19 protein-coding genes are annotated in these 23464 nt (G+C 48.1%); 2 read left to right on the top strand and 17 right to left on the bottom strand.

All coding sequences use genetic code 11. The features are described from left to right. Positions 1-36: 36 nt before the first annotated feature. The 9 genes from MHB71_RS00380 to MHB71_RS00340 form a co-directional block, all read right to left on the bottom strand. The gene (locus MHB71_RS00380; protein WP_340028519.1) at positions 37-1734 is read right to left on the bottom strand and encodes a methyl-accepting chemotaxis protein; all 1698 of its coding nucleotides are present in this window, start codon (positions 1732-1734) and stop codon (positions 37-39) included. A gap of 411 nt (positions 1735-2145) precedes the next feature. After that, the gene (locus MHB71_RS00375) at positions 2146-3006 is read right to left on the bottom strand and encodes an STM4011 family radical SAM protein (RefSeq protein WP_076319732.1); all 861 of its coding nucleotides are present in this window, start codon (positions 3004-3006) and stop codon (positions 2146-2148) included. Further along, positions 3003-4391: an STM4012 family radical SAM protein gene (locus MHB71_RS00370; RefSeq protein ID WP_340028518.1), complete on the bottom strand. Its 1389-nt coding sequence runs from the start codon at positions 4389-4391 to the stop codon at positions 3003-3005. The genes MHB71_RS00375 and MHB71_RS00370 overlap by 4 nt, the downstream gene beginning before the upstream one ends. Before the next feature lie 47 nt (positions 4392-4438). Next, complete coding sequence (locus MHB71_RS00365; protein WP_074096266.1) at positions 4439-5224, bottom strand: STM4013/SEN3800 family hydrolase; 786 nt, start codon at positions 5222-5224, stop codon at positions 4439-4441. Then, a complete protein-coding gene (locus MHB71_RS00360) occupies positions 5217-6467 on the bottom strand; it encodes an STM4014 family protein (RefSeq protein ID WP_340028517.1) in 1251 nt (416 codons plus the stop codon). Before MHB71_RS00360 ends, MHB71_RS00365 begins: the two co-directional genes overlap by 8 nt. Before the next feature lie 21 nt (positions 6468-6488). Beyond that, a complete protein-coding gene (locus MHB71_RS00355) occupies positions 6489-7331 on the bottom strand; it encodes an STM4015 family protein (RefSeq protein ID WP_036605876.1) in 843 nt (280 codons plus the stop codon). A gap of 350 nt (positions 7332-7681) precedes the next feature. Next, a complete protein-coding gene (locus tag MHB71_RS00350) occupies positions 7682-8305 on the bottom strand; it encodes an XTP/dITP diphosphatase (protein ID WP_017692573.1) in 624 nt (207 codons plus the stop codon). A gap of 1 nt (position 8306) precedes the next feature. Then, positions 8307-9062 (bottom strand): ribonuclease PH, encoded by a 756-nt coding sequence (rph, locus tag MHB71_RS00345; RefSeq protein ID WP_017692572.1) that lies wholly within the window; start codon positions 9060-9062, stop codon positions 8307-8309. Between the two features lie 301 nt (positions 9063-9363). Continuing rightward, entirely contained in the window at positions 9364-10419 is a 1056-nt protein-coding gene (locus MHB71_RS00340; RefSeq protein WP_047841205.1) for a GerMN domain-containing protein, read from the bottom strand. Between the two features lie 272 nt (positions 10420-10691). Between MHB71_RS00340 and MHB71_RS00335 the strand changes: the two genes are divergently transcribed. Further along, entirely contained in the window at positions 10692-11258 is a 567-nt protein-coding gene (locus MHB71_RS00335; RefSeq protein ID WP_017692570.1) for a phosphatidylglycerophosphatase A, read from the top strand. Positions 11259-11418: 160 nt separating this feature from the next. Here MHB71_RS00335 and MHB71_RS00330 read toward each other — a convergent pair whose 3' ends face one another. The 5 genes from MHB71_RS00330 to MHB71_RS00310 form a co-directional block, all read right to left on the bottom strand. Then, positions 11419-12072, bottom strand: coding sequence for a ferric reductase-like transmembrane domain-containing protein (locus tag MHB71_RS00330; protein ID WP_074096269.1), 654 nt, complete (start codon positions 12070-12072; stop codon positions 11419-11421). Positions 12073-12108: 36 nt separating this feature from the next. After that, a complete protein-coding gene (locus tag MHB71_RS00325; protein ID WP_340028516.1) occupies positions 12109-13152 on the bottom strand; it encodes an FAD:protein FMN transferase in 1044 nt (347 codons plus the stop codon). Then, complete coding sequence (locus MHB71_RS00320; RefSeq protein WP_036605873.1) at positions 13149-13565, bottom strand: hypothetical protein; 417 nt, start codon at positions 13563-13565, stop codon at positions 13149-13151. Before MHB71_RS00320 ends, MHB71_RS00325 begins: the two co-directional genes overlap by 4 nt. A 198-nt stretch (positions 13566-13763) precedes the next feature. Next, positions 13764-14747: an MBL fold metallo-hydrolase gene (locus tag MHB71_RS00315; protein WP_340028515.1), complete on the bottom strand. Its 984-nt coding sequence runs from the start codon at positions 14745-14747 to the stop codon at positions 13764-13766. 27 nt (positions 14748-14774) lie between these two features. Further along, positions 14775-15518, bottom strand: coding sequence for a methyltransferase domain-containing protein (locus MHB71_RS00310; RefSeq protein WP_340028514.1), 744 nt, complete (start codon positions 15516-15518; stop codon positions 14775-14777). A gap of 232 nt (positions 15519-15750) precedes the next feature. On the opposite strand from MHB71_RS00310, the gene MHB71_RS00305 reads away from it, so the two are divergent. Then, a complete protein-coding gene (locus MHB71_RS00305) occupies positions 15751-16626 on the top strand; it encodes a DUF72 domain-containing protein (protein ID WP_340028513.1) in 876 nt (291 codons plus the stop codon). A 190-nt stretch (positions 16627-16816) separates the two neighbouring features. Here MHB71_RS00305 and MHB71_RS00300 read toward each other — a convergent pair whose 3' ends face one another. The 3 genes from MHB71_RS00300 to MHB71_RS00290 form a co-directional block, all read right to left on the bottom strand. Beyond that, on the bottom strand, positions 16817-18961 hold the full coding sequence (locus MHB71_RS00300) for a glycoside hydrolase family 88 protein (RefSeq protein WP_340028512.1): 2145 nt from the start codon (positions 18959-18961) through the stop codon (positions 16817-16819). A gap of 90 nt (positions 18962-19051) precedes the next feature. Then, complete coding sequence (locus MHB71_RS00295) at positions 19052-19873, bottom strand: polysaccharide deacetylase family protein (RefSeq protein WP_340028511.1); 822 nt, start codon at positions 19871-19873, stop codon at positions 19052-19054. A gap of 30 nt (positions 19874-19903) precedes the next feature. Continuing rightward, positions 19904-23245 carry a glycosyl hydrolase gene (locus MHB71_RS00290; protein ID WP_340028510.1) on the bottom strand — a complete coding sequence of 1114 codons (3342 nt, stop codon included), beginning with the start codon at positions 23243-23245 and terminating at the stop codon, positions 19904-19906. Between the last annotated feature and the right edge of the window lie 219 nt (positions 23246-23464).

Here is a 23464-nt window from a genome sequence, read left to right as displayed (position 1 = left end):
GCACTCGTTCTTCATCCACATTCCACTCAGTTCAATTTATTGCACTTTGAAACGACTGACGGTCTGTTGCAACTGTTCTGCCATCAAGGAGAGATCATTGGCTGCGGAAGCAATCTCCTGCATCGCAGACAACTGCTCCTCAGAAGATGCACTCACTTCTTCTGTTCCGGCGGCCCCCGTTTCGGTCACTTCCATGATTGTTTTCATAGACCTATTAATCTGTTCTACCCCTGTTGACATTTGCTCAATTGAAGCAGAGACTTCCTGTGTTTGCCCCGCTACGCCCCCAACCGCCTCACGAATTTCATCAAATGTGGCTCCCGCCTGGTGAACAAGTGTAATCCCCTCTTGAACCTCTGCGGATACAACCACCATAGATTCAGCAGCATTTCGCATTCCCTTCTCAATCGATGCCACCAATGGAACAATTTGATTAGCAGAAAGCGCAGACTGCTCAGACAGCTTCCGAACCTCTGTAGCAACAACCTGAAACCCTCTTCCCTGTTCGCCAGCTCGTGCAGCCTCAATAGCAGCATTAAGGGATAGGAGATTCGTCTGTGCTGATATTTCCGAGATGCTGTCCACCATTTTCACAATATCCTGAGAGTGTCTGCTCAGTTCCTGGATCACGACCGACAGATTCGACACCGTCCCTTGTATAGAATTCATTTGACCTATCGCAGACTGAACTGACTCGCTACCCGATATTGTTTTTACGGAGACTTTGGTAGCTTCTTCAGACATATGGAGTGTGTTCTCCGTAACTTGTTGAAAGCCTGTCGTTAACTCATTCATCGTCTGGAATCCATCACTCGCCATTCGAACCTGTGTATCCATACCTGTTGCAATCTCACCCATTGTGATGGCCACTTGCTCTGTGGCGGTTACTGTCTGTTCGGTGCTTGCCGTCAACTCCTCTGAAGAGGCAGCTACCCGTTCTGCACTGTCTCCTACCTGATGAATGAGTGTACGCAAATTTGCAGACATGATGTTAAAGGCTTGGGCGAGATCACCAATCTCATCCTTGTTACGGACCACAATAGGCTCACCAGTCAGATCTCCGTCTGCAATCCGGCTCGCGGATTGGGCAATAGCAGCAACAGGCAAGGATATCATTCTGCCAATGACATACGCCACAAGTGCCCCGATTAGAAGAGAAGCCACTCCAATAATTGCAATCCACCTAAGGACCTGCACAATCTGAAGATTAGCCTCCACAACGCCTGAGTTCATGGCATCTTGTTGATGCGTTTCCATACCTTCCACAATTGCTTCAAATTCAGAGATCAGACTTGGGGCTGTGTCCTTCAGTAATCTTGAGATTTCACTGTTATTCCCCTGTCTTGTCAATGTCATAATCTGCTGCGCAAGTTCATAATATTGGCTCATCGCTTCATCCGATCGTGAAAGGTAATCTTTCATCTTTGAACTTGTAACTGTTGATTTTAATTCTTCATTTAACGCTATGTAATCTTCATAAGCTTTATTAAATGCCTGTTCGTTCTCTGCACTGTCTTCCAGAATATAATTTCTCAAAGCAATCTGCTGTGATTTAAGATCAATCGACATATTTTTAATGAGTAATAGTTTGCTTGTTCTATCATTAATTAATTCTGTATACGTTTTCTCAACGGCTATAAACTGCGTATATGTTATAACCGTTATAGCCACCAATAATAACAGCACAGATGAGAAACCCATAAGTAATTTACGGCTAATTGAGATTTTTTTCATGTGTACTCCCCCGAAAGTTCAGATAACGTGCATGATACTTCCTACATCCACCCTCCTTTCAATTAAATTGAGACTTTAGACCCAATTAAAAATATAATTCGCGATTATATGTACAAATACTATTCATAACAGGGTCTTTTTTCCTATTCATACTAACCCATAAAATATAAAATTTGAATCATAAACTTAAAAATATTATTTTTCAAAATTGTCAAGGCCCTTTTAATAAAGAACACAAACACTAACTCTAGTCCGGTAAAACAAAAAAAAACCTTCCAGAAGGCAAGTCCAAACCAAAGGTCTGATCCTGCCTATACTAAAAGATGCGTTTGAAGTTACGCTGATATGTGGTTTAGAAACGGATAAACCTATTCCAGCTCCCCAGTGGAATAGCTAAATATGAAATGCCGGTCAACGAATCAATACCGGATTACGTTCAAGCAGCCCGCTGCCAAACGTTTCCCTGAACGGGGAATCCTCCATATGGATATAACCGATGTAACAGCCACATTTTTTCATGCGACAGGGCCGATCCTCAGACAAAGCCTGCAAACCATCGCGATATAGATGTCCAATGATTCGTCGATCCTTGTAACATCTCTTCACATGCCCGGACCCCTGTATATAAAATACTTCCGAACCGGCAGCACATCGTTTGCCCAAGCTCTCATAATCCTGCAGATTACCTTCAAAAAGCGGATCAAGCCCACGTAAAAACTGAATCTCTTCCGGCGTGTAATACTTGGGCCGATCTTTGAAGGCATTAACCCACATATACACATCATCCGGCAAAGCCTGTCTCATGGACTCAATTGCGGGGAAAGCACTACGGAGTCCGACAGTACCGACACTAAAAGCAAGTCCCATCTGACGCAAGGTCAGACATTGTTTAACAAAAGAAGCCTCTTTTGTCTCACGAGGATGATACGTCGCCCAAAAGGCCGCTTTATTCGCATCCAACTCCCTCGCCCAATCCAGTTTGACGGACAGGTTGGTTTGAATTGCAACTTTATCCACATGTGGCATATGTGACAGCTCAACCATCGCTTCCCGGTACCAACGACGCACCAAAGCTTCACCATAGGGATTGAAGAAAATCGAAAATTGATGCCCAGCACTCTCTTGCTCCCTGACCCAATTCACAAATTGACGCAATTGTTGTTCATCCACTTCCAACGTCTCTTTGGAATCCACGGTTTTGCTAAAAGGACAGTAGGGACAGTCGTAATTACAGGAAGACAACTTCCCCCGATAATACAAAGTCGCTCTCATGAGAAAACAAACCCTTCCATCTGTTCACGAATTTCGGCAGATATAAGCCAATCTCCAATCGCATCGGAGTAACCTAGTCCTTCTTCTGTCAGACGCAGCACCTGCTTGTCCTCATCACTCTCCAACTCCGCCATGCCCTCTGTCAACAGTTCAGCCAACCAGATATAGTCGGACATCACATCGGTACCAAAGCGCTGTTGGTAGTCAGACAGTGTCAATCCCTCGCGATGCAGCAAGGCTTTCAGAATAAAGCGCCGTCTCTGTTCCTCACGGCTTAACACGATGCCATAATCCGCCACATCGTAGCGCTCAGTTGCCACATAATCGGCAATGATGCTCTGTGTGGCCTTGTAACTCACGCCATACTTCGAAGCATAATGTACTTCACTCGTATAAGAGCGTGCGCCACACCCCAGACCAACCATGCCCTCCTCCTGACAGCTATAAGGCAGAAGCACTTTGGAGGACGACTGTTCTTTGGCAAATCTGCGCATCGAATATTGAACATAACCTTTACTTTTTAAAGTCTCACGTGCAGCTTTATACAGTTCCATCCGTATGTCCGGTCCCTGACGGCGAATATCATCAGGCTTCACGATTGTATTTTCCCGTGTATACAAGGGATAGATAAAAATTTCGCCCGGTTCGTAAGCCAGAACTCTTTCCAATGAATAGATCCACGATTCCACTGTTTGACCCGGCAAACCATAGATCAGATCCAGATTCAACAATGGGAAATCATACCGAGTAAGCTTCTCAAGCGCTCGTTCAACTTCCTGCGGTTTTTGTGGACGATAGATGGCAGATGCTTCAGCTTCAATAAAACTCTGGATGCCCATACTAATACGATCCACACTTCGTTCCTTCATGATGGCCAGCTTGGCTTCCGTAACGGTATCCGGCGACGTTTCCACTGAAATCGATGCTTGCGCAGGGTCCAGCCCCATCACATGTTCAGCAATATCAAACAGACGATTCAACTGAACCTCATTTAATAATGTAGGCGTTCCCCCACCAATCGCGAACCGCGAATACGGTCTTCGAGATGTAATGCGTGCCCACTGCTTCGCCTGACGTTCCAGCGCATCTACATAGCGTTCATGCGTATCATCCCGTCGATCCGGCAGTGTGAACAGATTACAAAATCCGCAACGAGCAGCACAAAAGGGAATATGCATATATAAAAAATACGTATCGGTATTTTCTCGTTCCCACAGTGGCCCTAACGGCAGTGGTGGGTCAAGCTCCCGATAGGCGGTCTTGTGTGGGTACGAGTATAAGTAAGAACGATAAGGGAATGCCAGTACTTCACTGAGACTTATAGCTATATTGGATCCGGACTGTGTGGAATGGCCTGTTGTTGTATGTTGTATATGTTTCTCCATCGGTTTCCTCCTGTCTCCGGTTGTTGTCCTCATAAGATCAATACATTCTATACTAAAAATTCACGGTAAGGCACCGTCCAGACGACATCATGCGCAAGCCGGTGTCCTTGATACCCGTCTTCACCGTAAGCTGTACCATGATCGGAAAAAGCCAGGCAATACGCAGGCCGGGCGCGTTTCCTCATCGCCTCAAACAATGGTCCAAGAGCCTCATCTACATATCGAAGTGCAGCACGTTGAGTCTCCACCGAGTCCTCCTTCGCTCCTTCTACAAAGTAACGATTGGGTCCATGAATGGCAGACACGTTCAAAAACATAAATATCTTTTCATCCGGCGCTGTCTGTTCAAGTAACTTTAATGCATGCTGTACCTGATGCTCTGTCGATTTGGGGTTAGTTACCCCAAAGTTCATTCTCCAGTAGCTCTGTTGGAAATAGCCAGGCAATACTTTTGCAAGCGGGTTTTTTTTCGTAAAAAAGATGACGCCGCCAATACAGATGGTACGGTAACCTTCAGCTGCGAACCCGGATACGATATCCGGTGTATCAAACAGCCAGGTGTGCGGATGTGTTTTGAGCCCAGTATTTCGGGAATGAAATAGCCTTACATGAGATGCCTTATCTGTATTGGCAGGAGTCGGCATAAAACCACCAAAAAAAGCATGGTGTGCCGCATATGTAAAACTGCCTGGGGTATGACGCTTCTCCCACGGACCCGAACCACACAGATTAGGACAATTCTCCTCTTCCAGCTTGGCTACGTCATAGCGTAACGTATCCAGCGTAATCATTAACAGATCATGGGAGCCCACAATGGTGTTCATATCAGGCATGTTGAATAGGCTCCTCCTTTCGTAAAAGTTCCATTTCCCACTCATAGGTTCCGAGGCCATGATGCTCAACCCTGTATAACAGATCTCCAAATGGATTCACATCCAGCACATAGGCACGCGGATTCGAACCACTAGTAAGCATCACATCAATCCCGGCTGACCACGAGTTGGGAAATGCAGACATGGCTGCTTGCGCTGCCGACCGTATCAGCGACATCCGCTGTTCATCCAGGCCTGCTTCAGCAGGCAGCATACGCTCATTGCGCAGATGCAGATTGGTAATCGGGGTACGGCTCAGCCGCATAATCGCGTGACCTGCCTGTCCACCTGCAACCAGTTGGCGAATATCATAGGCCCGCTGATCAAGCGTGGCTTTTGGCATCCATCGTTCAATCTGTGCACCTTCTGCACATAACCAGTTCATCAGCGTAGCAATCTCTTCACTGCGGGTATACTTGCGTAGACGTCCTTCATTGAAGAAAATCGTCTTGCCCTGTCTCTGTTCCATCCCCATCGTTGTTACAGCGATTTCATCACCCGTTCGAGGATTGACTTGATAGGCAACAACTCCTGAAGCCCCTGAGCCGCACGCAAGCTTCACAAACACACGATGCATCTCGGCAGACTTCATTGAGCTACGCAGGTCCATATAATTACGGATTGGCCGCGAAAATTGCAGCGCCGGAGGTACATCAACTCCATGTGAAGATAGATGTTGCTGACAAGTTCTCTTGTCAAACATCAATTGGATATCGGCGGGATCATTCAAGAATCGGACTTCAGGCCATATTTCCCGAGACTCACGGCCGATTCGATCCAGACATGCTTTCCAGCCACGAAACCACTGGGCGGGAGCGTATATTCTTCCCCACTCCTGTTCCAGCGCAAGTGCCTGTTCTGCGGAAAATGCTTCTGTACCCATTCCACCCGTTAATGTTGACGTATCGTTCATAGCCCCAAGGAACAGTAGTTCACGCTCCACTTCCCACTCCTCACCAGGAGCATCAATCCGAATCAGGGGTACAGGCAGATTGAAATCTACTGTATCAGCGATGGTTCGTCCGTGTCTCCAATTCTGCAGCAATTGAGCATATGGCAGTACAATCGCAGGTTTCAAACCCAATCTATGCCTAGCCTCTTGCAGCCCTTGTGTTCGTCGGTTATCAGGGTTTCCGATCAATAAAAAGGGCTGATCTTGCGTTAGATCAGGTACATCTATTGGTTGATGCAAACTCTCATTCATTTCCTTTACACCTGACATCGACTATTCCGTTAACGATGGATAGCGCCAGTCATCCTCATCACTCTGTTGCTGGTCGCTAACGTCTACAGATATACCCGATCGGTTCCATCGACTGATCATTTCATTGGTCATGTAATGGTAACTTAGATCAAGATGTTTCAGTTTCTTGATCTTGTCACTGGCAAGCAACGCCTCAGCCCCTTCATCGGACAACGTTCCTTGCGATAGATCCAGTACTTCAAGTTGATCCAGAATAGGTGCTTCAGCTGCTACTTTGGCAATCTCATCCTGAATTTCACTGTCTTTCAGACCCAAGTAAACCAGCTTTGGAAACAATCCTTTTTCTAGCAAAGGAAGCACATCTTCAAGTGATCCATTGAAACCATAATTATCCACACCCAGGTACAGTTCCAGTTTACGCAATTCAGGCAACTTGGCATGGGTGATTGAAGATAACACTTCTTTCGGGAGACCACCACAAATAATAATCAATTCTTCAAGCTTGGCATGCTGGAGTGGTTCCAGACTGAGGCCGCTACTGCCCATTACAGAGAATGATTTTAATTCTGGAAAGGCACCTAACAGTGGTGTGAGATTTGTCTGGATAATCCACGATACTTCACATTCTTCGAATCCCATATCTCCAATAAACAGTTTCTTCAATGACGGAAAGCTTGGAGCAGACTCGACAAGCGTACCTATGAACTCGTCAGGCGAATTTTCATAAGCCTGTCCCCAATCTCCGATGACCAGACTTTCCAATGAGCTAGCCTCCGGTTTAGCTGCCAGTTCCTTAATTAACTTTTCCATACGAATGCCGTCCTCATAATCATCGTAAGATACAACAAGCTTCACTTCTTGCATGAGTAGATCCCTCCGTTTAAGGTTCATATGTGATTCGTTAGTTTGAATGTTAACCCATACCACACAAGGCTTGCAACTTCTTCCAACTCCAGTCCCAATGAGATTCCCAATCGTGCAATGTAAACCATTTCTCATGTAGGTACAAGAACGTACGTTCTGATATGTAGTCGCAGAAATAGCTATCTTTAATTAGGTATATGGATGGATCTTCACCGAACCCGATCAAACACTTCATTTCATAGAAAAAGCGTTAATGGCGGATGAAGCATCCCATCTGAATGCTTCTGTCCTTCCATTAACGCTTTGATGTTCACATATCATGAAGTTAAATCAAGATGTTTCATTTAGTCTTAGCCTTCAAGTCTGGATACAAGCGCTCTCAGCGCATGACCACGGTGACTAATCGCTTGCTTTTGCTCAAGCGTCAGCTCTGCCATCGTCATCTCGTATTCAGGTACATAGAAGAGTGGGTCATATCCAAAACCGCCAGCACCTGCAGCTTGAGCCGTAATCCAGCCTTCCGCAGTGCCTTCTGATTCATACTTATCACCTGTTGTCGGATCGTACAGGACCAGCGCACAAACGAAACGAGCCGGACTTAGTAGCGGCTGCTCGGTGTCCTCACCGGATTTCAACGATTCCAGCGTCTCCAGCAACTTCGCATTATTCTGTGCATCCGTTGCTCCTTCGCCTGCATATCTCGCTGAATATACTCCCGGCTCACCATCCAACAGGTCTACACATAAACCTGAATCATCTGCCAGAACGGGCAAACCAAGCGCATCACCAACCGCTTTGGCTTTCTTCCAGGCATTCTCCGCAAACGTTACGCCATCTTCTACGACATCCGGCAGCTCCGGATAGTCAAACATGCTCTTAACCTCTTTGCCAAGCGGTGCGAAAGCATGAGCGAATTCACGGACTTTACCCGCATTGCGGGTTGCAACAATGAGGATTGGGCTGTCCAAACTCATCTTAGGCTTCCCCTAATCCACGCGCGCCGATCTTGAGCGCAATCGGTCCAAGCACTTCTTTTTGACGCTCGATCATTTCCAGAATTCCCTGTTCGCCCAGTTCCAACATGGCGTTCAGCTCACGGCGATCAAATGGTGCTTCCTCACCTGTTCCCTGAAGCTCGACGTATTTACCGCCACCTGTCATCACCAGATTCATGTCTACCTTGGCTTTGGAATCTTCATCATAGTTCAGATCCAGTACAGGCTGTTCACCCACAACACCCACACTTACTGCGGCAATGAAATCCGTAATCGGGAACACTTGCAGTTTGTGCTGTTGGGAGATCTTGTTCACGGCAAGCGCCAGCGCTACAAACGCACCGGTTATGGACGTTGTGCGTGTGCCTCCGTCAGCTTGAATAACATCACAGTCCAAGGTAATCGTACGCTCACCAAGAGCCTGCAGATTAACTACCGAGCGCAGTGCCCGACCAATCAGACGCTGGATTTCCATGGTGCGTCCAGTTAATTTGCCACGATTGGCTTCACGTTGGTTCCGGGTATGTGTTGCACGTGGCAACATGGAATATTCAGCTGTTACCCAGCCTTTACCCTGCCCTTTCATAAAGGGAGGTACACGTTCCTCTACTGTAGCTGTACAGATCACCTTTGTATCTCCAACTTCAATCAGTACAGAGCCCTCGGCGTATTTATTCGTGTTCACTGTTAAATTCAGCGGGCGCAGCTGTTCGCTGGTTCGTCCGTTTGATCTCATATTTTCTGCCTCCTACGACTTAAGCATCCTGTAATGTTGAACTTATTCACACTTTTAGAGATTGTTCAAAAAGCTCGCTTTTGATTACGAAAAATGCCTTAAGGCATCATCAGCATCGAATATGGAATTCAGCCGAAATGTCCGTTGCTCACGTAGTTTGCCTACGCTCCGCTACTCCATTTCTAGCTTCATCCCATCTTCTCGGTACTGAAAACCGATCTTTTTGAACACGTATTTTTACTAATCCCTTATATTTTACCAAAGAGTTCGGTTAAAAGCATCCTTAAGCATTCCTTGGTCTTTAAATCGGAATTTCGTTGATATATTCAGGCTTGGAAACCGGCGCACTGTAATCCCTGTTGTCGTCACCCATGACCGTTTTTTGGCCGTTCCACTCGATCTGTACTTTGGCATCCTTGCTGGCTGTGTTCTCCGCAGTGGTTAATACGACAGATTGTAACAGCTCGCTTGGCACGATATCCCCTTCGGCAAACATATCATCTTTCAGGGCAACCGTGACCGTGCCATCCTCTGCTGTTTTGACCGATTGCAGCTCCGTTCCGCCTGTCATGACCTCTTCCAGTTCTCCACCTTTGTCAGGTCCTTTGATCAGTTCGTTCAATGCTGCCTGCACCCGATCTTCACCAGGTGTAACCAGACGTGTCACCGGAACATAATATTGGATGCCTGCTGGCGAAGCAGCGGAGAAATAGACCGTGACCGGACTGCTGTTCGTCACAAACGTATCACCCAGATCCAGATTGATTCCCACAGCCCGATTCAGCGGTTCAGGCAACGGCGTGCTGTTCACCGGCATTTGTGTTAACTTTTTGCCATCCACCCAAATCTGCACATTCTCCACATCAGGCGTTCCCGTCAATGTCCACGTGACAGCTTCTAGCATTTTCCGTTCTTCCTTCGCATCATACTTGGCAAAATTACCCGAGAACTCAACAACCGCCAGCTTGTCATCCGCGTGAATCGTTACATTCTGCACAACCGTTCCCTGCGGGAGAACGCCCTGGAATCCTTCAGGCAGCATACCCGCGTAGGCCCCACCTGTGACAAGTGTATCCAGAGCTGTCTTTGGACTGCTTGCGTCTGTTCCAGAAGGAAGTGTCAGGGATACCGGAGCGAGCAGCCCCTGCTGGTCTTGCAGATATACCGTCGTTAACGGGAGCATTGCGAGTGCTCCATTCCCTTCGGCCGCTTGAATCATAGCCGCTTCCTGGATGGGCGGTGGTGGATCAACAGCTTCGGAAGACTGTGCTCCAAACATGCCGCAGCCTGACAATACCATAGGAATACTCAGCAGCGCTGCTGCCGATACCGTACGCAAAGAATGGATCTTTCTCATGATCACGTTCCCCCTCATCATTTTTACAGTTTGTACTACCATGTATACGAGCCTTTGTCCAAAAAATAACTAAAAGATAATAAGAAAAATGTCTATCAACGCACTTTCACGGAAGACAGACCGTGTTTAGCTGAAATTTTCCATGTAGTAATCGAATTGCTCAACTTCACTGAAACTTATATTTTTATTATCTTAAAGAAACGTAAACCAGGTTAATAACGTATTAGGAAGCAAGAGTAGGGACATTGCTAACTTCAGAGGAGGAATCGCCCATGGAACATCCTGAGCAAGAAAAAATCCCTTACAGCCTGAATAGCCGCAAGGTCGCGGAGGCCACAAGGGAATGGCTGCATAAGCGGGGCGTCACGATCCCTGAGATCGCAGAACTGGTCATGTTATTGCAGCAAAAATATTATCCAGGTCTTACGATGGAAGAATGTATCGAAAATGTGGAGATGGTTCTCCGTAAACGTGAGGTACAGAATGCTGTTTTGACCGGAATTCAGCTTGATATTCTGGCAGAACAGGGGCAGCTCATATCTCCTTTGCAGGAGATGATTGAGAACGATGAAGGATTGTATGGCGTGGATGAGATTTTGGCATTCTCCATCGTCAATGTATATGGCAGTATTGGATTTACGAATTATGGTTATGTGGACAAGCTGAAACCAGGGGTGCTTGAACGACTGAATGACAAGAGCCTGGGCCCTGTCCACACGTTCTTCGATGATATTGTCGGTGCGATTGCATCAGCAGCGAGCAGTCGGATCGCCCATCGCAAACAATCCGAGCTTGAAGAAGCACTGGGAGAAAAACCTGTTAGTGATGACGCCGTATAATGTGCGTAACTCGTTTCATACCTGAAGCTATGTGGAACATTGGACATGTGTATGGATGCTTCGTGAAATAACTGTTCAATAAAATAACTGTTCATGGAAAAAGCGGCCAGATGGCCGCTTTTTTGCATGTGTAAGATACTTTTTGATCATCCATATGTTATTATTTCAGATGTTTAGGTCGTACCGTTCCCACCAAACCAAAACCTTCAACCCAATTCTGCTCGGAAGGTGAACCAGATGTTACCCGTTTCGGTCCAATCGTGATTTCCGGGCCTTTGCGCTCTCGCAACATGCCACGTAACACCGTGATACCGAGAATGCTGAGTCCGGTAAATACATATATCATCCGCATGATGATGTTGCCAGAATCCGTTCCGGTAACCATGCCGTGAACCAGCAGACCAATGAACACCGGATAGGACAACATGTGGAACATGAACCACCATTTACGGCCCAGCTTGTTCCGCAGATCACTGGATAACAGGACAATCACTAATCCGTAGAAGGCTAACGTTCCCAGACCACTGCCGATCGGATGTACGGAGGCGGTAAAAGGAATCAGAAGTTCTCCCCAGGTAAATGGGCTGTAATGATCAATATATAACGTTAATGCGTGCACGAGTCCAAGTCCGAAGGCGAGCCAGGTCGTTCGGGTATGCCATTTGAACATGGCTGCTTTTGGTTTGCCTTTGGCCATAGGCATCCCTTGCGCAATACCCAGAAACACACCGGCAAAGAGCAACACATAAGCAGCAATTCCACTAATTCGAATGATATTCCACGTTGGCAGGTAATCTACAATCCATTGTGCCATAACCGGCTCCCCCATATCTGTTAGACTTGTCCTCGTTTATAATAGACTGAAGCGATGATCCGGATCAAAACCGGGCCAGTGCTCAGCAAGCGTATCCGTATTCCCTCTAAAATAATTACTCCCATCCCGTGTCATCCACAGGACGTCATGCCGATCGTAATGTCGGTTTAACCAGCCCACGGCTTCGGCACTCCCCAGAATGCATACCGTCTTGGCAATGATCTCGCATTGCGAAGCATGCTGTCCCAGAACGGTACACTGCAATACGTCCGTATCTGCCGGCTCCATCGTCCGGGGGTCAATGAGGTGATGTGCAAAGCTTCCATCCGTATTCTGCCATTGTCTGCGGGAAATACCCGAAGTGGCAACAGCTCCTCGCTGTAAACGGATCGCTCCCGACATAGCACCCTGATTCTGCAAAGGATCTGCTACTTGCAAGGTCCATTGGGAATGGTCTGGTGAACCCCATACTTGAATATCTCCACCCGCGTTAATCAAACCCGCTGGAATATGCAATGTTCGCTTCAACCAGTCTGCGATACGCTCTACTGCCCAGCCCTTAACAATGCCTCCTAAGTCCAACTCAGCTCCGGGGTCCAGATGAACCATCCGGCTACCTTCCCGCTGAATCCAGCTCGGACGGCTGTGGTCATGTCGATCTTCCATCCAGCCTAATGATTCAGGTGTTCTCGTTCGCAATATGCGTTCAATTAATGGACGTTTCAATTGTCGTTGCTGCACCTTCTCGAAGCTTAGATCGTATCCTGAAGCCTGAAGAGCCTGCGAGATACCCGGTTGAAAAATCCCTTCGGTCAGGCCAATATATCCATAGGCCAAACTCAAAACTTCATCCATCGCAGCGGAGATGGGCATCCATCCGGTTGAAGCATTCAAACGATTCAGTTCACTGTCTGCAACAAATCGGCTGAAGCGTTGCTCCTGCGTCTCAAACCAATTCTTCACCACGGTTGCTGCATGTTCAGCTTCTTCCCGCCCAGCGGACAGTTGCACTTCAACATCCGTGTTCATCGCACGGAATTGAAATCGGAGCGGACGAGCAACTTGCTCCGTGCGGCTCATGATGCACCTGTACGTGACTGATAGTTGCCACTGCTGTATCCGGAGTCTGTACCCTGGTTATTTTGCCCGATACGCTGAGAATCTGAATAATTCCCCTCGTTACTCGAGCTCTGATCTGGCCGAGCTGCTTGTGTGCTATCGGATGTTCCATTATATTGACTATCATTATTGTCATTGTCCTGCGTGTTCCAGTTGTTGCTGTCCGTTGTACTGTTGATCCATTCATCCATCACATCATCATGCGTATCCACTTGGCTTGAAGCAGTAACGCTTGTATCTGTGCCATTTGCTGCTGCATAGGCCACATCAAAGGCATCCGAAGTTCTTACATATTGAAAAAGTGCAGCCACAGTCAACGTTGCTGCCGCTGAAGCTTGCCATTTTCTCCATTGATTCCGTTTTCTTCTGGTCATCGCTCTTCCCTGCTTTCTTTAGGGTGTGTCTTAAGACACGCCCTAGCGAAGTTCATAGATGTATCATAGGCGCGCTGGCTTAAAAATAGATGAATGAACCGTTAAGAGAGGCTAAAAAGGCCCAGAACAGGTGGATTTCCTGTCCCGAGCCTCTATATAAGATAGTATTATCATTTCATTTCGATATCATCATTCCGTTTAGATTTGAAAATAGAACGTGCCATCCGGTTGCTGCTCTTGCTTCACTAGTTCGCGTCGAATTAACTCCTGCAAATGGGCTAACGTCTCACTCATGGCAAACCGCAGTTGATGGGTACCCAGCCGATTGCCAAACATGTGCACACAGATGTCATAAGCATTCGCCGGTGACTCCTGAATTCGTTCCGTCATCTTCTGAAGACGTTCCTCGTGATGAGCCAGCAATTGAACTGTCCGTTCGGTGAACTGGGCAAAAGGATTCCGATGCCCTGGATACGCCTGTTTGACATTCAGCTCCCCGAGACGTTGCAATCCTTCCATATAAGATAATAATGGCTGAGGGTCACTGCCGGGTTGCAGACTAATATTCGGTGAAATCTGTGGCAAAACTGCATCTCCGCACAGAATCTCCATGGACTCCGGCGCATAAAAGGATAAATGGCCTGGGGCATGTCCACCCGTCTCCACAGCAACCCAACGTTTCCCGCCCATATTAAGCCACTCGCCATCTTCAATGGGTGTCACCTTCGGAAGTGGTGTGATCTGCGAAGTAAATGCCTTCATATGTTCATGTATCTGCTCAGTATTGTCTTCCGGCATACCATGACGACCATAATAATCAGGTAATATTGTATTGATGCGTGAATCAGATCCCCACATATAATCGGCCTCTTGGCGGGAGCGTGTGGACATTCGAACGGGTGCCCCCGTTATCTGTTGCATCCAACCCGACAACCCAAGATGATCGGGGTGATGGTGGGTGAGTACAATTTGACGAATATCGCTAAAGGTCAGGCCGAGATCTGCCAGCGCTTCACTCCACTCCTGTTCTGTTTCCGAATTACGCGGTCCCGGATCTATAATAGTTATCTTCCCATCCGATTCTGATAAGACATAACTGTTCACCCATCGTAAGGGAAACGTCATGCTGATCTTGACCCGGTGTATGCCCTCTGTCATGGACATCTCTTCTGTGCGCTTCATGTTATCCCCCTTCCAAACTGTCTCTGTTCACTCCACAGGACGACGACCAACAAAAATCATGCGCGGAGAAGTCTGCTCGTCATATTTCTCTTCGTCATAGCCGCCATGTACCTGATCTACCCGGAGTCCGGCGGCACTTAACATCTGACTCAGTTGTTCCCGTGTGTACAACTTCACACGTTCCTGATATACCCGCGGTTCATGTCCGGATGTGGTATCCGTAATGCGAATTTCCTTTTGCACAAACCCTTCCTCAATCTTGCGATACTCCTCAATACGCTGTCCTTCATCCTCTCGAACGGAGTGTTGCACCAGATGACTAGTTACATAAGCTGTATTCATAAAATCAATAATATAGCTGCCACCTGGGCGAAGCATGCGATGAATGGCACGTAATACTTTCAGTTGTTCTCCGTCCTCCAGAAAATAACCAAACGATGTGAACAGATTGACTACAGCGTCGAAGCCACCTTTCAGCGGCAGTTCACGCATGTCTGCGTGACACCAAGATACTCGGTGTTCGGTGTCCATTAGGCGCGCTTCACGTAGAAGCACATCGGACAGATCAACTCCGGTCACTCGCAATCCTGCATCAGCAAGTGCCATGGAGTGACGTCCCATACCGCAGCATAGATCCAATACTTCAGCATTGGGCTCAAGCTTCAACCAATTGATCATTTTATGTACTTCCTGATGGGCACCCTGCACATCCCGGTGCTTGTATACGAACAGATAATCTTCTCCAAAACTCTTTTCATACCATTCCGTCATCCATTCTCGCCCTCCACTTGGTCACTGGCTCTCTATCTGTAGTACGCTATGTACAGGCCTGATCATTTCCACTAGCTTTAATTTATTGTAACGTCTTTATTCTGCAAACTCAAAAAATTCCAGTGATTTTCCAACATTGAAGAGCCAAAATGCACACGATATAATGTTAGACATATGCCTGCAAATCGGTTAATTATAAGAGGTTGTTCAAAAAGCAACAGGAGGTGTTCTTATGATTCACATCGGACTTACCGGATGGGGGGATCAGGAAGATCTCTATCCAAACCGTACCAAAGCCAAAGACAAGCTCAGTCTATACGGACAGTACTTCTCCACCGTGGAGGTGGATAGTTCTTTCTACGCCGTTCAGCCGCGGGATCGAATGGCACGGTGGGTTGCAGAGACGCCCGAATCCTTTGCTTTTATCATCAAAGCCTATCAGGGAATGACCGGACATCTGCGAGGCAAACCATACTTCACCAGCACGTCGGAGATGTATAAGGCTTTTCGGGAATCACTGGAACCGGTCATTGAAGCCGGCAAGATGCAGGCAGCCTTGTTTCAATATCCGCCTTGGTTTGAGTGCAATAAAGACAACGTGAAAGAGCTTCGTGAAGTGAAACTGAGAATGGAGGGTATTCCGTGTGCCCTCGAATTCCGTCATCGTAGCTGGTATGAAGGTGACATGCGCGAGCGGACGCTTTCGTTCCTGAAAGAGCAAGGCTGGATTCACAGCGTCTGTGACGAACCTCAGGCAGGTCTAGGTTCTATCCCCATCGTGCCACAGGCGACGGATTCCGAGATGACGCTGGTGCGTATGCACGGACGCAATGTGTCCGGGTGGCATCAGAATGGTGCGCCCAATTGGCGCGAGACCCGTTATTTATACCGTTACAACAAGGAAGAATTGTTGGAGTGGAAAGGATATCTGGAGCAATTGCAGGAGCAGAGCAAGGATGTCTATGTTATTTTCAACAACAACTCCGGTGGCGATGCAGCGGCGAATGCCCAGATGATGATGGACCTGCTGGATCAGCCGGTGAAGCCTTTCCCTGACCGTTCTGAACCGGAGAAGGAAGAAGGACCGGAGCAGCTGGAGCTATTTTAATACGTGCTAGAAACGGAGTTATTCATATTATTGGGTGAAGGTAAGTGTATTTATCATTGCTATTATGCAGAGCGGATTCGAAATTGGAAACAAACTAAAAGCGGCAAGCCCGAGGGCTTTGCCGCTTTCTTTAGCTGGTAATCTATCTATAGAAGGCTATCCACATACATTCGTTTCGTTGTGTCAAACATCAGCGCTGCGCGGCTGTAACCGAAGAATCGATATGCGCCTCACGGAGCTGCTGGTTCATTTTATGCGCTTCAATGCCTGCCAAGAGCACAATGCCGATCCCATGGGTATCGTTCAGATTCCATCCCAAATCATCGCGATAATACAAGGCGGTAAACGAGTACCCGGAACCCCGGCATACCCCGTATATATTGCCTTTATAGTCAATCGACAAACGTGTCATGCCGTGCCATCCTTTGCGTACTGCCTCCAAATAAGGCTCTGGCTGTTCCAGCCAGCCTTCCCGAATACCACGGGCATAAGCGTAGATGAACATGGATGTGCAGGAGGTTTCTTCATACGAATCTGGGCGGTTCAGCACCTGATGCCATAGTCCATTTTCCCCTTGCAGCGCCAGATAACCTTCACTTAAATCACGATAGAACCGTAATAGTTCCGACCGTTTCACATGATCATGTGGCAGGATGGATAACAATTCGGTTAATGAAAATAGCACCCAGCCGTTCCCCCGTCCCCATGGAATACCTGTCGCCCGACCACGCACAAAATCATACACATGGGACATGATCTGTTGTTCGGGAAGATAGAGGTATTTACGGAACATCAGGAACTGATTAACCGCATCATCCCAGTACGTCCCATCGCCTGTTAACTGACCGTAACGCATCAGAAAAGGTGTACTCATGTACAAGTCATCACACCACATCGTTTCCTGACGCATCTCTCCACTGCCGCGAACCCGGTAAAAGGCACCATCCTCCAAACGTTCCTGCTCATCCGTAATGTAGCCCGCAATCCGATCCGCAGTATCTCTTCCCCCACGAATATCGCCCAACTCCATCGCAGCGAGCAGTGTAGATCCAAACGAACCGCAATCATCCAGACTGTCGATGGCAGACAACTGATTATTAATCCCTGCCGCACCGTACCCTTCCCGATCCCACAGACCATAGCGATCAAATGAAGTACTCAGTTCAATATGTTGCCGCACATACTGAATGTAATCATCCCGTCCCAATTCCTGTCCCGTCTGTAGCAGTCCAAGCAGGGTAACGCCAAGCGGATAATTCCACTTTCCGTAATGTGTATTTTCCAGGTAAGGACGAACATGGGTGTCGGGAAGATCTACCCGCCAATACACACCTTGTGCGCCATCATCAAATACGGTATCTGTTCGCACGATGTCGGCGTGGGATGGCTCAGCACCGAGAGCAAACACACCCGTGTACAGCCAGGGGTCAGAGCATCCCGCAACCGGATGAGGCGATTTCAGTCTCCAGCCTTTGGAATCCGAGCGCTCGGTATCTTCCAAAGTGAATCCCCATGATCCACCAAGTCCCTGGATTTCACCTTTTGCAACCAGATCTGAAGAACCGTAACGGCGCGGGAGTTCAACGTGGAAATTACCGCTGCTTCCAGCAGAGTATACTTCAGTACCATCCACATACAGAGTCAAAGCTCCATCATGACGGCCTTTTAAAATAACTGGTGATGTTTCTGGCAAAGTTACATCCAATCTGGACCATGCGTAGGCCACAGCGGGCTGTTCTGTCCCAAAGATCCGGGCAAATGAACCTGCGCCCTGCTCATCATCTGTCCAACCCTTGCGCGGATACCAGGTAAGACCTGTTTCTTCTTCCGTCATGCCGTCACGAGGAAGAGATACTACAGGTTCATCGACGGGTTCCGAATATAACCAGCCCTCCTGACCCTGACGATCTGCCCCAGGAGTGAGGAAGTGCAGCGGGAAATTTTTGAACGAGGCTGTTCCGTAGATACCGCCGAATCCCACTTCTGTTTTGACAAAACACAGCAATACATCATTCCAGCCATAGTTCACGGAAATCGGAATCTGGGTTCTTCGCTCGGGAAATAATTCCTGCAACAGCTCAGACTTGAATACCTCTTCACCGTTCACGGAAATCGTCACCGGACTATAACAGTTCAAGCCCGTATTTAACGTTGTATTCTGCTCGCTCCATAACTTGCCCCATACATACACGTACTGCCCTGCATGCGCCCCAACGCATTTCTCATTCAGATTCAGGTTGTAACGATAGTCCCCTAGCCTGCGAAAACCTCCCTGATGATAAGCTCTGAACAAAAAGGAATTTTTCGGATGATCGCCAATATAACGCTGAGCCACCGTAGTTAATATATCCGGAATTGAATCGTATACCTTGCCTGCAATCGCCTCGTTCTCATGAAAATAACGAATGATCGTCAGCTCCCTTCCCTATACCTTGATTCGTTCGCTTAGCCGCAATGTCTCTCCGCCCTGCACTTCAACAACCTGCTGATCTGCGGTGAACCAAACCGGGATGGCAGACGGATTATGGATGATGGAGCGATCTGCTGAACACTCCAATCGTTGCACCGCTTTCCAATAGGCAATCACTTCGATGTTCGTGGCATACCAGATATCGTCCCTGCCGCCAATCTGCTCACCAAACTGTTCGATGATCTCCCAGTTGTCGTTGTCATTGAACTCATAACTGTGACCCCAGACGTAGAGTAATAGTGGCGTACCTGTTTTGGAATGTTGGATAAAACGTTTGGCATGCCCCGCCAGATCATGGTTATGATGACACGTCGGATGCCATTCAAGCGGCCGATCTGGCAACGTGTATCTGCCATGTGATTTAACGGTACGGGCATAATCAATGCCAAGCCACTCCAGCTTTGTACTTAACGCCCGGTCGTACCCTCCATTGGGATAAGCCATGCCTCGTACCGGATAACCAACAAGCTGCTCCAATGCTTTTCGGTCCTCCATAATCTCTTCGGTCAATAGTTCATTCGGAACATAAGGCAGCGTAGGGTGAGTAACCGTGTGAACGGCTACTTCATGCCCCGTATAAAGTTCAGCGACTTCCCCAGCCTCAATGCGGCCTGAATTACCCAGGGTATCGGAGTTCAGATTAAAGGTTCCTCGTAGACCATACCGATTACAGATTTCCACCAGTCTGCGATCATGCACCACTCCATCGTCATAACTGAGCGTTAACGCTTTCATCACACCACCTGGATAACGGTCAAACTGAATACGATGTCCCATCCCTTACTTCCACTCCTTTATCCTAATTCTTCAAACGGGTACATGACCTGCATCCTGTAATTGATGATGTTCCGAATCAAAATACGTACCTTCCAGCAGGCCGATCAATGTGTTGGTAATCCGCACTTCAATGTCGTTGTCTCCCGGACGCAACCAGGAGGTCTCTCCCTTCCAACGATACGGAGACCAGCATCTCACACCCAGACTATGTCCGTTCACCCGCACTTCCGTCACATCCTGCACACGCCAATCGCTAAATTCCAGTTCAAACGAGGTAATATCTTCCCCTGGCTCACCCAGCCAGAAAGTACGTTTATAACTCATTTCCCCGGCAAAATGGGGATACAGCGGCTGCGGTTCAGGTCCGATACAAAGGGCCGTATCCGATTCCCGCACAAGCGAAACCATGCCTTCATGATGGAACTCCACGCCGAATCTTCCCTGTAGATACAAGGGATCCACGATGCCATCCTCATCTTTCGTTACCTGCACAATCACCGTCATTTCGTTGAGACCGCTGTGCAACAACTCCGTGATATCACAAGCGATATTATTGTGATCGGTGATTTCAATTGGATCAAACTGTTCTTTTCCAAGTGGTTGCCCATTAATCTCCATCGACCAAGTGCCCGAAATCGCCGCTCTGTCCATAAATAACAAACATGCAGGCAATGCCGTTCTTAGCTCAAATGTAGTCGTATATCGACATTCGATGGGATAGGCTAAGGATGCTTTTTTCGGTGTGCCAAATACCTGATTAAACTGGACTGGCAGATGCTGCTGCTCCGATAATTCTGCCGCCTGATCAATAAACGGTTTTACAGCTACATGCTGGCTTTCCAGAATCACACCATTAACATTGGAAGCCTGAAGATGGAATTGTCCCATTCGCAAAATGTTAGGCTGCACCGTTTCCAGTCGCCATGGCCCTTCTGAAGGGACCATGATCTTATGGGCCAGATTGGCCCCTACCGAAACATCCGTTACGAACGTCGAACCCGTTTTGTCTGTTACATCCAACTTCGTTGTTAATGCCTCTTCCTTCGCAGGTTGTAAAGTAAGACGAACAGCATGCGCTTCATAAGGCGCCAGTGTTAGTGAAATGCACCATTCCCCACCACTACTCGTATACGGCAATGTCTGAAGCTGCCCTGTCTCCAGATCAAGTCGTTCTGCCACCAGACAAGCACCCTCTGTCAGCTTCGTTCCATCCCACAACTGTCTGGCGACCAGCTTCAATTGACCCTTCAGGTCCTGACCCTCCTGATTGGTCAAAAAAACCATATGCTCCCCAGACGACAATTGACGGGTATGCATCAGCAGGGAGGCGCTTTCCTCCTCCATGATCCAGCAGATGGGTTCCGGCAATACCTGATCGAGCAGGAGAGAGATTAGCTCGAGCGAAAAGTCATCTCCCTGCCCCGTTCCTGCGGGTAGAAAATAGGCATTCCCCTCACCCTGATGCCACATGGTTTCACGGTTATCGTGATCTGTTGTCACGTTACGGCCCCAGTACACCTCTTGCGGCTGCTCACCCGCACCAAAGAACTGGGCAGCTTCCTCCCCCTCCGGACTTCCCGGCTGAATCGCAATATGCGGAGACATCCCAACAGAAATAACAGTTCCTCCCTGCCGAACAAATCGCTTCACCTGTTCCCAGGCCGCGGCCTCCAGATTCAGCATCGGTGGCAGAATCAGTACGTCATAACGGGCAACGCCGATCTGAATGATGCCATCCGTTAAGTCAGCTTCAGCCAACAATTCGGGATCAAGGTGATCATAGTCACGTCTGTTTTCGAGCAGATGTGTCGTGATCCGCATCCAGTCCTTCGTCAGACGCTCCAGTTGCACCCGTTCTGCTTCGTCCTCGCCGCTATACTCAAATCCATGCAGCGGATTACCCATCAGACTCCAGAATGTCGTCGTTGGGTCAAGCACAGCAATACGAATATCTGCTGCTCCGGTGCTCATGAGATAGCTCAAACGTCCGGTGTAATCCCCTAACTGCCGGAAATGCTTCCAGTAGGGATTCTGCAAAAATTGAGACGGTGGTGCGTCATGCTTCGCAAGCCCACCAATCGTATAGAAAAAGGCGTGAAAATTATAAAAATTAGTGCCCATGGCGGCCATTCGATCAATCATCCATTTCGCATCTTGTAGCGTCATCGACCAGCCTACACTATGAAAACATTCAATCAGATTGCGGCTTCGGCCCAATTGCCGGGCAAGCGAACTGACCATCTTGGGATTGTCACGCATCTTTTGGCCATATCGTTCCAGAATCCACGATAAGGATCGTCCGATTTTCTCATGGGCCGAATCACCGCCTGGCATATGGCTAAACAACTGGGTGGTCATCCGTACGCCAGGCACCTCTGCTGCGTACTGGATTCCTGCTTCCTCACACCAATCATGCACCTGTTTGTGATAGGACTCCCTGAGAAGCAGATGCAGTGACTGATAGTAGTCATACCGAATCCGGTGCGCGTCCGGAACATCGCCATATAACAGGGCCGGTAGCGAATCGATCAGACTATATCCACAACGCTCGCTGAAATAACGGGGAAGCTGGTGTGACCATGGGATACGACCCAGCGGTGCAATCTCATCCGAGAACATGCCTTTGATTACGCTTTCAAATTGATCTCCAACCGCTGACTTATAACGCTCATGTGTCAGTTCAATAAAACGACTCATCGCTTCCTTGTGGCAAGGATCAACAAAGTTGCCGTAATATTTGAAATCGTCGATCTCCATTTCTTGAAATATAATCAACTCCCAATCACCTGGGGGAACATCCCACAACAAGCGGAACGCTGTTCGGTAGGTGAAGAACCGCTTGCGGTTATACGATGTGAGTCCGGTCTCCTGATACACCTGATCGGTCTGGATATTGCCGATTTTGCTGCGCAAGTCAATGGATTCATGCCACAACCGTTTGCCCTGTTCATCCTTGGGAATCGCCTTGGCAACCAAGACTCGTCCCCACGGCAACTCCAGATCCACAGCTTCTCCGCCCTGAGCCACCAACTGATGATGCACGAGCTGTCGCTGCTTCGCTTCAGGAAAATCAAGGGTCACTTCCCCACCAGCCATCCCGCTTGGATATGGATATTCGTCATATAACCATACTTGCATGCCGTGAGCAGCCGCCGCTTCCACTGCAATCCGCACCTTATCAAACCACGCTTCCGACAGATAGGGAATTTGCAGTCCCTGACGTGGACAGATGAAGAATCCACCTACACCTTGCGCCGCCATCTCAGCCACTTGCCGCTTAATCTGTTCTTCTTCCATATCCCCGTTCCAGAACCAAAAGGGATGGACCCTGTACTGCGCCTCGGGATTTTCAAAAGCATCCCCGTTCCACATGTTGCCTTCCTCCCTGCGTGTCCAAGAGTGTGTGGTGTCCAGCTTTACCAATAACGTTCATTTCAGTTCATATAGGTTTGTTTTGTTTTGATTATACATCAAAAACCATATTCAGGAAGTCATAATTTCCAGAAAGTTGGATGAAATTTTGTTCGCGAATCAAGCCATTACAGCGATAAGGAAAGCCCGGCTGTTTCCCCTACACTGAAGGCACGGCTA

This window comes from Paenibacillus sp. FSL H7-0940 (genome assembly GCF_037979415.1).
GTDB classification, from domain to species: domain Bacteria; phylum Bacillota; class Bacilli; order Paenibacillales; family Paenibacillaceae; genus Paenibacillus; species Paenibacillus amylolyticus.
The sequence above is the reverse complement of the archived record's forward strand: the minus strand, read 5'-3'. Positions and strand labels throughout refer to the sequence as shown.

Bases quoted from the DNA above. Each gene is read 5' to 3' on its own strand.
- MHB71_RS00380 (WP_340028519.1), bottom strand. From the start codon at position 1,734: ATGAAAAAAATCTCAATTAGCCGTAAATTACTTATGGGTTTCTCATCT.
- MHB71_RS00375 (WP_076319732.1), bottom strand. From the start codon at position 3,006: ATGAGAGCGACTTTGTATTATCGGGGGAAGTTGTCTTCCTGTAATTAC.
- MHB71_RS00370 (WP_340028518.1), bottom strand. From the start codon at position 4,391: ATGGAGAAACATATACAACATACAACAACAGGCCATTCCACACAGTCC.
- MHB71_RS00365 (WP_074096266.1), bottom strand. From the start codon at position 5,224: ATGCCTGATATGAACACCATTGTGGGCTCCCATGATCTGTTAATGATT.
- MHB71_RS00360 (WP_340028517.1), bottom strand. From the start codon at position 6,467: ATGAATGAGAGTTTGCATCAACCAATAGATGTACCTGATCTAACGCAA.
- MHB71_RS00355 (WP_036605876.1), bottom strand. From the start codon at position 7,331: ATGCAAGAAGTGAAGCTTGTTGTATCTTACGATGATTATGAGGACGGC.
- MHB71_RS00350 (WP_017692573.1), bottom strand. From the start codon at position 8,305: ATGAGTTTGGACAGCCCAATCCTCATTGTTGCAACCCGCAATGCGGGT.
- rph (WP_017692572.1), bottom strand. From the start codon at position 9,062: ATGAGATCAAACGGACGAACCAGCGAACAGCTGCGCCCGCTGAATTTA.
- MHB71_RS00340 (WP_047841205.1), bottom strand. From the start codon at position 10,419: ATGAGAAAGATCCATTCTTTGCGTACGGTATCGGCAGCAGCGCTGCTG.
- MHB71_RS00335 (WP_017692570.1), top strand. From the start codon at position 10,692: ATGGAACATCCTGAGCAAGAAAAAATCCCTTACAGCCTGAATAGCCGC.
- MHB71_RS00330 (WP_074096269.1), bottom strand. From the start codon at position 12,072: ATGGCACAATGGATTGTAGATTACCTGCCAACGTGGAATATCATTCGA.
- MHB71_RS00325 (WP_340028516.1), bottom strand. From the start codon at position 13,152: ATGAGCCGCACGGAGCAAGTTGCTCGTCCGCTCCGATTTCAATTCCGT.
- MHB71_RS00320 (WP_036605873.1), bottom strand. From the start codon at position 13,565: ATGACCAGAAGAAAACGGAATCAATGGAGAAAATGGCAAGCTTCAGCG.
- MHB71_RS00315 (WP_340028515.1), bottom strand. From the start codon at position 14,747: ATGAAGCGCACAGAAGAGATGTCCATGACAGAGGGCATACACCGGGTC.
- MHB71_RS00310 (WP_340028514.1), bottom strand. From the start codon at position 15,518: ATGACGGAATGGTATGAAAAGAGTTTTGGAGAAGATTATCTGTTCGTA.
- MHB71_RS00305 (WP_340028513.1), top strand. From the start codon at position 15,751: ATGATTCACATCGGACTTACCGGATGGGGGGATCAGGAAGATCTCTAT.
- MHB71_RS00295 (WP_340028511.1), bottom strand. From the start codon at position 19,873: ATGGGACATCGTATTCAGTTTGACCGTTATCCAGGTGGTGTGATGAAA.
- MHB71_RS00290 (WP_340028510.1), bottom strand. From the start codon at position 23,245: ATGTGGAACGGGGATGCTTTTGAAAATCCCGAGGCGCAGTACAGGGTC.